General features: G+C 66.6%; 10 protein-coding genes. 8 read left to right on the top strand and 2 right to left on the bottom strand.

What is annotated here, in order from left to right; all coding sequences use genetic code 11:
* Nucleotides 1-58: 58 nt before the first annotated feature.
* Nucleotides 59-739 (bottom strand): aquaporin Z, encoded by a 681-nt coding sequence (aqpZ, locus tag AC07OZ_RS24045; RefSeq protein ID WP_495469593.1) that lies wholly within the window; start codon nucleotides 737-739, stop codon nucleotides 59-61.
* Between the two features lie 302 nt (nucleotides 740-1,041).
* Nucleotides 1,042-1,956 (bottom strand): LysR family transcriptional regulator, encoded by a 915-nt coding sequence (locus AC07OZ_RS24050; protein ID WP_495469594.1) that lies wholly within the window; start codon nucleotides 1,954-1,956, stop codon nucleotides 1,042-1,044.
* A gap of 150 nt (nucleotides 1,957-2,106) precedes the next feature.
* Between AC07OZ_RS24050 and AC07OZ_RS24055 the strand changes: the two genes are divergently transcribed.
* The 8 genes from AC07OZ_RS24055 (at nucleotide 2,107) to AC07OZ_RS24090 (ending at nucleotide 11,596) form a co-directional block, all read left to right on the top strand.
* On the top strand, nucleotides 2,107-3,087 hold the full coding sequence (locus tag AC07OZ_RS24055; protein WP_495469595.1) for an alpha/beta fold hydrolase: 981 nt from the start codon (nucleotides 2,107-2,109) through the stop codon (nucleotides 3,085-3,087).
* Nucleotides 3,084-4,586 (top strand): 3-isopropylmalate dehydratase large subunit, encoded by a 1,503-nt coding sequence (gene leuC, locus AC07OZ_RS24060; protein WP_495469596.1) that lies wholly within the window; start codon nucleotides 3,084-3,086, stop codon nucleotides 4,584-4,586. Before AC07OZ_RS24055 ends, leuC begins: the two co-directional genes overlap by 4 nt.
* On the top strand, nucleotides 4,583-5,218 hold the full coding sequence (leuD, locus tag AC07OZ_RS24065; protein WP_495469597.1) for a 3-isopropylmalate dehydratase small subunit: 636 nt from the start codon (nucleotides 4,583-4,585) through the stop codon (nucleotides 5,216-5,218). Before leuC ends, leuD begins: the two co-directional genes overlap by 4 nt.
* A gap of 92 nt (nucleotides 5,219-5,310) precedes the next feature.
* Entirely contained in the window at nucleotides 5,311-5,550 is a 240-nt protein-coding gene (locus AC07OZ_RS24070; RefSeq protein ID WP_495469598.1) for a hypothetical protein, read from the top strand.
* Between the two features lie 215 nt (nucleotides 5,551-5,765).
* Nucleotides 5,766-6,044, top strand: coding sequence for a hypothetical protein (locus AC07OZ_RS24075; RefSeq protein ID WP_495469599.1), 279 nt, complete (start codon nucleotides 5,766-5,768; stop codon nucleotides 6,042-6,044).
* Between the two features lie 220 nt (nucleotides 6,045-6,264).
* A complete protein-coding gene (locus AC07OZ_RS24080; protein ID WP_495469600.1) occupies nucleotides 6,265-8,730 on the top strand; it encodes a hypothetical protein in 2,466 nt (821 codons plus the stop codon).
* Between the two features lie 54 nt (nucleotides 8,731-8,784).
* The gene (locus tag AC07OZ_RS24085) at nucleotides 8,785-11,130 is read left to right on the top strand and encodes an RHS repeat domain-containing protein (RefSeq protein WP_495469601.1); all 2,346 of its coding nucleotides are present in this window, start codon (nucleotides 8,785-8,787) and stop codon (nucleotides 11,128-11,130) included.
* On the top strand, nucleotides 11,108-11,596 hold the full coding sequence (locus AC07OZ_RS24090; protein WP_495469602.1) for a hypothetical protein: 489 nt from the start codon (nucleotides 11,108-11,110) through the stop codon (nucleotides 11,594-11,596). The genes AC07OZ_RS24085 and AC07OZ_RS24090 overlap by 23 nt, the downstream gene beginning before the upstream one ends.
* Nucleotides 11,597-11,611 lie beyond the last annotated feature (15 nt).

Here is an 11,611-nt window from a genome sequence, read left to right on the forward strand (position 1 = left end):
GGACGGATTGCCCTAGGACAAAACGTCCCGGGCCGGGCGATCGTTCCTCAGTCGCTCCTCAGTCGCTCGACAGCGCGCGGTACGCCGCGCCGCCGATCAGGCCACCGACGAGCGGCGCGACCCAGAAGGCCCAGAGCTGCTGCAGGGCCCAGGGCTCCGCGAAGAGCGCCACGCCGGTGCTGCGCGCCGGGTTCACCGAGGTGTTGGTGACGGGGATGCTGATCAGGTGGATCAGCGTCAGCGCCAGGCCGATCGCGATCGGCGCGAAGCCCTGCGGCGCGCGCTTGTGCGTGGCGCCCATGATGATGAACAGGAACATCGCCGTCATCACGACCTCGCACAACAGCGCCGCCCCCATCGCATAACCGCCGGGGGAATGCTCGCCGAAGCCGTTGGACGCGAAGCCGCCGACGGCGAAGCCCGGCTTGCCGCTCGCGATCAGGTAGAGCACGCCGCCCGCCAGTGCGCCGCCGATGACCTGCGCCACGATGTAGGGCAGCAGCCGTTTTGTCTCGAAGCGGCCGCCGGCCCACAGTCCGACGGACACGGCCGGGTTGAGGTGGCAGCCGCTGATGTGTCCGATGGCGAAGGCCATCGTCAGCACGGTCAGTCCGAACGCGAGCGACACGCCCAGCAGTCCGATGCCCAGTTGCGGGAATGCCGCGGCGAGCACGGCGCTGCCGCAGCCGCCGAGCACGAGCCAGAACGTGCCGATCAATTCGGCGATGTATGCCTTCATGGGGATCCTCCCTTGACGAGGCGATGCGGAACACCGCCTCGACTGCCACCACACGCGCCGGCCGCGCGTTTTGTTCCGCGCCTGTCTCCGGCATGCAAGCGACGATTCTGTCCGCGCGCCGAACGGCCAGGCATCCCTCGACGTAGGGGCTTGCACATGGATCGGAGGCGTCTGTACTTCCACCGCCGCTGGCCCTCACCCCTGCCCTCTCCCGCAAGCGGGAGAGGGAGAAAGAAGGGCGCCGATCGGGCTCCCTCTCCCGCTTGCGGGAGAGGGTGGGGGTGAGGGCCAGCGGCCGTTAATCACCACCCGCCGTCGTCCCCCTCGCGCTGAGGCTCGAAGCGCTCGAGCAGGAAGTCGACGAGCGCCCGCGTCTTCGCCGACAGCTGCGCGCGCGGCGGATAGATCAGGTGGATGTCGGCCGGCGGCAGCGCCCAGTCCGACAGCACCGGGCGCAAGCGGCCCGATCTCAGCATCGGCGCGGCCTCCCAGAACGAGCGCATCAGCACACCGTGCCCGTCGAGTCCCCACGCGAGCACGCTCTCCCCGTCGTTGGCGGCGAGCGGACCACGCACCTTCACCGTCTCCTTGCGCGCGCCCTGCTGGAAATGCCAGGTGCCGAAGGTCTCGTCGCTCTCGCGGATGAAGAGGCAGGCGTGACGCGCGAGCTCGCGCGGCGTGGCGGGCTCGCCGGCTCGCTTCAGATACGCGGGCGACGCGCACAGCACGCGCCGGTTGCGCGCCAGCAGTCGCGCCGTGAGCCGCGCATCGGGCGGCTCGCCGACATGGACCTCGAGGTCCAGACCTTGCTCGATCAGGTTGACCGGGCGGTCGGTCAGCTCCAGCTGCACCTCGACGTCCGGAAACTGGCGCGCGAACTTCGACAGCGCCGGCGCCACGTGCTTGCGCCCGAAGCCGAAGCTCGCCGCCACGCGCAGCAGGCCCTTGGGCGCCGCGCGGCTGCCGGCGACCGTGCGCTCCAGCGCCTCCAGGTCCTCCAGCACCCGCGCGCCGTCGACGAGGTAGGTCTCGCCCTCCGGCGTCAGGCCGATGCGGCGCGTGGTCCGCTGCAGCAGCCGCACCCCGAGCCGGCGCTCGATCGCCGCGAGCCGTTTGCTCACCGCCGGCGGCGTCACGCCGAGCTGCTGCGCCGCGGCGGCCAGGCTGCCCTGCTTCACCAGCAGCGCGAAGAAGGCCAGGTCGGAGAAGCCGTCCATTGATGAACCTCCGGAACGAAAGAACTGCCGAAGTGGAAATTATGTGCCCTCCATTCACTTCCAGAATCGGGGCCAACGAGGAGTCGGCCATCGCCGACCCTGCCGCCGCCGCCGGTCCGTCCCGGATGGCCCGGCCGACCAGGAGACCCCATGCCTGCTTCCCACGGACTCGACGCGCTGTACCCCGGCTTCGAGCATCTGAGCCTGCCGACCGCCGACGGCGTCCGCATCCACCTGACGATGGGCGGCAGCGGCCCCGCGCTGCTGCTGCTTCACGGCCATCCGCAGACACGCGCGATCTGGCACAAGGTCGCGCCGACGCTGGCCGAGCACTTCACCGTCATCGCGGCCGACCTGCGCGGCTACGGCGACTCGTCGAAGCCGGAGGTGCCGGAGGCCTTGCAGGCCCTCCAATCGCCATCGGTGCCGCCGGTGCCATCGCTGGCGCCGGTGCCGAACGACCACGCCGCCTACAGCAAGCGCACGATGGCCGCCGACATGCTGAGCGTGATGCGCCAGCTCGGGCACGAGCGCTTCGACGTGCTGGCGCACGACCGGGGCGGGCGCGTCGCGCATCGCCTCGCGATGGACGCACCCGACGCGGTGCGGCGGCTCGCGCTGCTCGACATCGCGCCGACGCTGGACATGTACGAAGGCACCAACGTCGCCTTCGCGCGCGCCTACTGGCACTGGTTCTTCCTGATCCAGCCCGCGCCGCTGCCGGAGCGGCTCATCGAGTCGGACCCCGGCGCCTATGTCCGCGACGTGATGGGTCGACGCAGCGCGGGCCTCGCGCCCTTCGACCCGCGCGCGCTGGCCGAGTACAAGCGCTGCCTGGCACTGCCCGGCACCGCCCACGGCCTGTGCGAGGACTACCGCGCCAGCGCCGGCATCGACCTGGACCACGACCGCGAGGACCGCGCCGCCGGCCGCCGCCTGCGGATGCCGCTGCTCGCGCTGTGGGGCCGCGAAGGCGTCGTGCACCGTTGCTTCGAGCCGCTGACGCTGTGGCGCGGCGTCGCCGACGACGTGCGCGGCGAGGCCCTGCCTTGCGGCCACTACATCCCCGAGGAGGCGCCGGATCAGTTGCTCGATCGCGTGCTTCCGTTCTTCAAGGAGAGTCAGCCATGACCGCCACGCCCACGGCCACCGGGCCGCGTACCCTCTATCGCAAACTCGTCGACAGCCACACGGTGGCGGGACTCGATGAACAGAACGTGCTGCTGTTCTGCGACCTGCACCTGATGAACGAGTACACCAGCCCGCAGGCCTTCACCGGCCTGCACGAGCAGGGCCGCGGCGTGCCGATGCCGGGCCAGAACGTGGCGGTGGTGAGCCACATCATCCCGACGCACCCGGTGCTGCCGAAGCTGCGCGTGATCGCCGATCCGCCGTCCGCGCTGCAGGCGACCAACCTGAAGGCGAATTGCGATCGCCACGGCATCCGGCTGTTCGACACGACCGACGCGCTGCAGGGCATCGAGCACGTGGTGGCGCCGGAGCACGGGATGATCCGCCCCGGCATGGTCGTGATCTGCGGCGACAGCCACACGACGACGTACGGCGCGCTGGGCGCGCTGGGATTCGGCATCGGGACCACCGAGGTCGAGCACGTGCTGGCCACGCAGACGCTGGTCTATCGCGTCGCGAAGGACATGCGGATCCGCGTCGACGGCGCGCTGCCGATCGGCACGACGTCCAAGGACCTGATCCTCGCGATCATCGGCCGCATCGGCGCGCAGGGCGCGCGCGGCTACGTCGTCGAGTTCTGCGGGGAGGCGATCACCTCGCTGTCGGTCGAGGCCCGCTTCACGCTGTGCAACATGGCGGTCGAGGCCGGCGCGCGCGGCGCGCTGATCGCGCCGGACGCGACGGCGATCGACTACGTGCTGGCCCGTTGCCCCGACCTCGCCGGCGAATGGCGCGCGCCCGCCCTCGCCCACTGGGCGACGCTGCACAGCGACGAGGGCGCGGTGTTCGACATCGAGCACCGCTTCGATGCCGCCGAGGTCGCGCCGCAGGTGACCTGGGGCACGAGTCCCGACCAGGTCGCCGCGATCGATGCGGCGATACCGGATCCTTCGGAGATGGAGGCAGGTCCCACTCGCGCAAGCGCCGAGCGCGCGCTGCGTTACGCCCGTCTCAATGGCGGCGCCGCGCTGGAAGGTACGCCGATCCAGCACGTGTTCATCGGCTCCTGCACGAACGGCCGCATCGAGGACCTGCGTGCAGCGGCGTCCGTGCTGCGCGGCCGCCACGTGGCGCCGGGCGTGCGCGCGATGGTGGTGCCAGGGTCCGGCGCGGTGCGCGCGATGGCGGAGGCGGAAGGCCTGGACCGCGTATTCCTCGATGCGGGCCTCGAATGGCGCCAGCCGGGCTGCTCGATGTGCCTCGCGATGAACGACGACGTGCTCGCCGACGGCATCCGCTGCGCGTCGACCACGAACCGCAACTTCGAAGGCCGCCAGGGCCGCGGTGCGATCACGCACCTGATGAGCCCCGCGATGGCCGCCGCCGCCGCGGTGACGGGGCGCCTCACCGACGTGCGCCGGTTGGCGCCCGCGTCCACGTCCACGTCCACGTCGTCGACCCTCGCTGCCGCCGCGACCGCCCAGGAGATCCCGCGATGAGCCCCGTCCGCCAAGTCGAAGGCCGCACCGCGGCGCTGCGTCTCGAGAACCTCGACACCGACCAGATCATGCCCAAGCAGTTCCTGCGCGGCATCGACAAGGCCGGCCTGCGCGATGGCCTGCTCTACGACCTGCGCTTCGACGCCGACGGCCGCGAGCGCGAGGACTTCGTCCTCAACAAGCCCGAGTACGCCGGCGTGTCGGTGCTGCTCGGCGGCAACAACTTCGGCTGTGGCTCCAGCCGCGAGCACGCGGTGTGGGGCCTGCAGCAGGCGGGCATCCGCGCGGTGGTCGCGCCGGGTTTCGGCGAGATCTTCTATTCGAATGCGATGGGCAACGGGTTGCTGCTCGTCGCGCTGCCGGAGGCGGACGTGCTCCGGCTGATGGCCGAGGCGGACCGGGTGCCCGGCAACGCCGTCACCATCGACGTCGAGACGCTCACGCTGCGCAGCGCCGGCGGTGTCGAGGCGCGCTTCGACATGCTGCCGAGGCATCAGCGGATGCTGCTGGAAGGGCTCGATGCGATCGGGCTGTCGATGACCTACCGCGAGCAGATCGATGCCTTCGCCAAGGCGCACTGGGAAGCGCAGCCGTGGGTGAAGGATGTGGCGAGGCAAGGCCTGGCCCCGTGAGGTTCCTACTGAGATAGGTCATCGACGGGGGCGTTCGCCGCAACTAGCATTTGCCACATCGATTCCGGTTTCTCCAGAAAAGGAGTGAGCGAATGTCCAACATCACCAAGGTGACCGATCTTCCCAACTTCAAGCAACTTGAAGCGATGGCACTCGAAGTGGGAAGGATGCTGTCTGAATCGAAGGAGCTCTGCGAGACGATGGCGGCATGGCATCTGCAACGCCAGGCGCGATATCCCGGCAAACGCGAATCTGATCCGTCCTTCGAATTGATTGCCCGCCTGGTGAAGGATGACCCCTTTTACTTGTCGCACAAATTCACCGATATCTGAGCAGGGCGCCTGCGCCCCTCTTATCTCCATGGACCCCTCTGACTTTGAGCGCGGCATTGGACCGCACGCGGTAGCCGCTTCGGCAACGAACGACTTCTGCCGCTTGATGCACACGCTGGGATTCTCGTTTGCAGACCCCACACCGTTGGACCTCGATTTCCGGGCGCTGAACTCCCGCTCGTCCATCTTCAATGCCGAAGACGCGGGCGCGGCGGATGCGCACCGCTGCGTCGGTAGCGCGTCCCGACCAGGCGGCCCCTGCCAAGGTGATGGTTGAGAAGTTGCAGAAAATCTGGAAAGAGGAAGAGCACGAGCGTCTGACAGGACTGTTCGGCACCTACATGCTGTTCAAGACGTGGAGCTTGCCTGGCGAGGTCGGCGGCATCCCTGCGCGTGAGCAAGGCGACGAGGAGCCGGAAAGAGCGCCGCCGGGACGCGCGGTCTTCGGTGCAGGACCCCGAGAGGCAAGGCCTGCCCCCGTGATGACAATGTGACCAAAGGCTACATGTCCTTCGAACCGCTGGTCTTGCACCGGGCGGATTGGCAGAATCGCCGACGCTGATCAGGGAGAGAGGCGATCCGGCTCATGGCGCAAAGACGCTGGCCGGCTGCCCGCGAGCGCGGCCACGCAGGCCGCGGGGCTCCCTGTCGTCATTTCGATGATTCCGGGAGTTCCTCATCATGTTCAAGCACAGGAACGCGCTACTCGCGTCCATGGCGCTGGCCGGCGCCACGCCGGCATTCGCGCTCGATTGTCACAAGCTCAACGACGCGAACGACTTTGTCGGCCGGCTGACGGGTCGACCCGAGGCACAAGGGCTCAGTGCCTGCTTTTCGTCGCCTGAGGCGCTCAAATCCGAGTTGTGGGCGCGGCTTCAGCCGCTGATCGAGAAGCCGATCGATTACGGCGATTTCATCGAGACCAGCACCGTGGCGCCAGGCGGGTGTGCTCCCTACGGCTTGGACGGCAATGGCTATCCCATCCACCGTTGCACCTACTCGGTAACGACGGTGACCCGCGCGAAGCTCCGCGACTATCAGACCACTTCCACGACCAACAGCTATTTCGGCATGGTCATGAACTGCGGTGCCTGGCTGAATACGACATGGCGGCCGGATCTGGGCATGTGCATGGGGTATCGCGACAAGCGGCCTGTCGAGATGTGTCCCGCGAAGAAGCCGGTGGGCAACCCGATCGACGCGTTGACTGGACGCAAGTCGCAACAGGAGCAGGTGCTGAGCTGGGGGCGCGGTCATTCGCTGGTGCTCAGCTACGACCCGCTCGACGAGGCCCAGGGGCTCTCGCGTTATCGCGGCTCGACGCCGCGGTTCGGCGCGCTCTGGCACAGCAACCTTCACAAGCAAGCACTGCAGAACGGCGGTGGTCTGGGTTACATCACCTTCCTGCGCGGCGACGGATCGATGAAGATCTTCGACAGCTACGGCGACACCAGATCGCCGCTCGAGCGCGATCGACTGAAATGGCTCGGCTATCCCGCGTCCTGGAACTACTACGACACGGCGGCCTCCTCAGTTGAACGCTATGTCTCCAGCAACCTCTCGACCGACCTGAAACGCATTCACTACGCCGACGGCCGCAGCCTCGACTTCACCTATGGATCAGTCCGTGCGAAGGAGACCGGCACGATGATGGTCCCGGTGATAGCTAGCGTCACCGATGAGACGGGGCGGAAACTCAGCTTCGAGTACGAGCCCGATCCGTCTTATTTCTCGACCGTTCGGGTCAACGCGGTCGTTGATCCCGCGGGACGTCGGTTCACCTTCGCTTATTCCGGCGAGGGGCTGGCGATGATTGGATCACCCGACGGAACGACACGCGGCTATGTCTACGGCGATGCGCGCCTGCCTTGGGCCATCACCGCGCGCATCGACGAATCGGGCGCTCAGTACGGGACCTATGAGTACGACAGCGCTGGCCGCGCGATCTCGACCGCGACCGGCAGCCAGGGCGAACGATGGGGCATCTCCTGGACCCGCATGCCCAAGTGGGTCATCACGGAGACGGACGATCTGCCAAACCGCCGGATCGTCCGGGAGCGCACGCTGATCGAATCGATCCAGGCCGTGCTTATCGGTCCGGACGGACGGCGGGAAGTCGCGGACAGCGTGCCGCTGATGGGCTCCCCGATGCTCACGGGACAGTCGCAGCCGGCCGGCGCCGGATGCGAAGCGGCGAGTTCCTCCGTCGACTACGACAGCGAAGCCAATGCGATCCGTCGCGTGGATTTCAACGGCGGTCAGTCGTGTCATGCCTATGTGGCGGGCCGCCAGTTGGAGTCGGCTCGCGTCGAGGGCCTGGCCGCCGGCACGGCCTGCTCGCCTGTGCTGGCTGCCGGCGCGCAAGTGCCGACCGGTGCGCGAAAGGTGACTTCGCAATGGCACCCGGATTGGCGCATGGCGACGAAGACAGCCGAACCGCGTCGGATCACGACCCTTGTCTATAACGGACAGCCTGATCCCTTCAATAGCAACGCGGTGGCCAGTTGCGCGCCTTCCGAAGCGAAGCTGCCGGATGACAAGCCCATCGTCGTGCTGTGCAAGCGCGTCGAGCAGGCGACGACTGATGAGACGGGGGCGCTAGGCTTCAACGCGACGCTTCAGTCCGGCGTGGCCGCTCGCGCGACGAGCTGGACCTACAACGCGACGGGTCAGGTCTTGACGGAGACCGACTCGCGCAACCGGGTCGTGCTCACCAACGAGTACTACGCCGACACGACGGCCGATCACACGAAGGGCGATCTGAAGTCCTCGCAGAACGCCGCCGGGCACGTCACGAATTTCTTGCGCTACGACGCCTACGGCAATCCGCTCGAGGCGATCGACGCCAACCTGACTTCGACGATCTACACCTACGACGCGCGTCAGCGGCTGACCTCGGTGTCGACGTCTGGCTCAACGACGACCTACGAGTACTGGCCCACGGGCCTGCTCAAGAAGTCGTCCCAGCCGGACGGCAGCGCCGTGAACTACGAGTACGACGATGCGCATCGACTCGTCGCCGCGTCGGACACGCAAGGCAACCGCGTCGAGTACACGCTCGACCAAAGCGGCAACAAGACCAATGAAGTCGCCAAGGACCCGCAGGGCGCGCTCAAGCGGACGATGAGCCGTGCGTTCGACGCGCTGGGGCGGGCACAACAGACGACGGGGAGGGAGTAAGCCATGAACGGGATTAAGAGGCACTTGAAGTGCCGAAGCACAGTCGCGCCCATCGTGGCCGCGCTCATCGGAATGGTCGGTGCAGCCGTGCCGATCGCCCATGCGGCGACGCTGCCGCCTCCGCCGGTCTCTCCGGCACCGGTCACCGACTACGAATACGACGCCAAGGGCAATCCGACCAAGGTCATCAAGGCCAAGGGGGTGAGCGGCTTCGGCTTCGCGACCACCAACGCGTACGACCCGCTGGACCGGGTCAAGACCAGCACGGACGCACGCAGCGGCGTGACGGCGCTGGGCTACGACGGCATCGACCAGTTGAAGCAGGTCACCGATCCTCGCAGCCTGGTGACCTCGTATCAGCGCAACGGGCTTGGCGATCTCACGCAACTCGTGAGCCCGGACACAGGCACTGCCAACAGCACCTACGACGCCGAAGGGCTCCTGCTCACCCGCACGGACAGCCGCGGCGTGCTGGCGACCTATGGCTACGACGCCCTCGACCGCATGACCTCTGCGGTGTACACGCAGAGCGGCCAGACGACACAGAGCTACGCGTGGACCTACGACCAGACCGGCGGCGACTTCGGCGCCGGCATCGGCCGGCTCACGACGGCCACCGGAACTGCGGGCAACACGAAATACGGCTACGACGGCAAAGGCCGCGTGGTAACGGTGATCCAGACGGTGGGGACGGCGGTCTTCACCACGCGCTACGGGTATGACCTCGCCGACCACGTCATCAGCATCACCTACCCGTCGGGCCGCGTGCTGACGATCCAGTACGACGCAGGCCTGCCGGTGAGCATGAGCGTGGCCAAGGATGCGTCCAGCGCCGCGCAGCCGCTGATCACCGGCATCCAGTGGGAGCCCTTCGGTCCGGCGCGCAGCTGGAACATCCTGCTCACGGCAGGCCCGAAGCCCATCGAACGGGTCTTCGACCAGTACGGTCGGATCGTCCGCTACTCGCTGAACTCTCGGGTCCGCGACATCACCTATGACGCGGCGGATCGCATCGTCAGCTACACGCACCTGGACGCCACGACCGGACAGGCCACCGCCGAAGCCCAGTCGCTCAACCAGAGCTTCGGCTACGACGAACTCGGCCGACTGACCGGCATCGTCACGCCCACCTCAAGCTGGACCATCGGCTACGACGCCAACGGCAACCGGACCGGAGTGACGCTCAACGGCGTCGCGCGCGCCTACACGACGGAGACCACGAGCAACCGTCTCACGAGCATCAGCAATCCCACGCGCGACTTCGGCTACGACGCGATGGGCAACACGCTGAGCGACACCGGGCTCGCGTATTCGACGACGTATCGGCTGGACGGCCGGATGGGGACGATCACGAAGGCCGGTGCGACGACGACCTACAGCTACGACGCGGGTGGGCAGCGTGTGCGCAAGATGTCGGGCTCGACCACCACGCACTTCAACTACGACCAGAACGGGCAACTGCTCGGCCAGTACTCGGGCACGACACCTTCACAGGAGTACGTGTGGCTGGGCGGCATTCCGGTCGCTGTGCTTCACGGTGCGTCGCAGGATCCGGAGGTGCTCTATGTGTTCTCGGATCACCTCGGCGCACCGCGCGTGATGGTCGATAAGAACAACGGTGGCCGCTGGCGCTGGATCAGCGAGCCATTCGGAACGACAGCGCCCGAGGAAGCCCCGGGCGGCCTCGCGCCGGTGGCGCTGAACCTGCGCTTCCCCGGCCAGTACTTCGACAAGGAGTCGGGGCTGAGCTACAACTACTTCCGGGACTATGACCCAACGACAGGTCGATACGCTCAAAGCGATCCGATTGGACTGGAGGGTGGACTGAACACGTTTGCATACGCGGAAGCGGATCCGGTACAACTCGTAGACCCCTCTGGGGAGTTCGCCAATGTGGTGGTGGGCGGTGGAGTCAGCATACTTACCGGTTGGGCCATTTCTCAACTTACTGGTGAATGCTACTCATGGCAGAACGCCCTGGTTGACGGAGCGACAGGGGCCGTTGGCGTCGGGCTGTTTAACAAGTTCCGAACGCTCTACCGGGTTGCCAAGCTCAGGGGCATTGCAAAGGCAAATGGACTAACTCCTGCAAAGGCGCAGAAGGGCGTTGAAGCGCTATCCGGTTCTGGCATGAAGCTTGAGATCAAGACTGTCGGAAACATTCGAAACCCTCATACGGGCGCCATCAATCCGCAAGGCAGCTGGTTCCCACGAGCAAGACTTCAGGTCGCACCTGGCAATGCGAACAACACGCCCAAGCAATTCTGGGATCCCTTCTCAGGCAAATACGGCCCCTTGAAGAGCGATGCAGCGCATATCCCCCTTCAAGCAACGATCGGGGAATCGGCGTTCATCGGCGGGGCAACTGGAGCTAGTCATGGCGCCTGCGGCTGCCCGTAACTTGCTATTGACACTTCCTGCGATTGATTGGGACCGCCTGGAGGTCGTCGAATTGACTCGCGTCCAGTCAGTTGCCACGCACGTCTTCAATGTCGGACTCGTTTCGCCTCTCCTGTTCAGCAAGTTCAGGCACTCCCTCAGGGATGCGCTCTCGCGCCTGGGCTGCCACCATATGGCGGGGAAGATTCCGACACGCCTGAAGATCAACATCCGGATGACAGGCATGGAGTCATCGACGGGAAGTCTCCTGCGCGACGACGGCGACGTGTCAACGCAGGTGTTCATCAACGGCCGTCCTATCGTTTCCGCCCTCTCCTTCGAACAGACTCAGAACGGGGATGAGAGGTTGTACGCCCTCTCTCTCGATTCCGACGAGGGCAACCTTGAACTGAAGGCCGCCGAGGCATACATGAACTGGGCCAGCATCCATTTCGATCATGGCGAGAACGAGGCGTCCCGCCACTGAGTTCTGCAGGCAGGC

The sequence above is a fragment of the Roseateles sp. GW821-FHT09G03 genome (assembly GCF_059416045.1).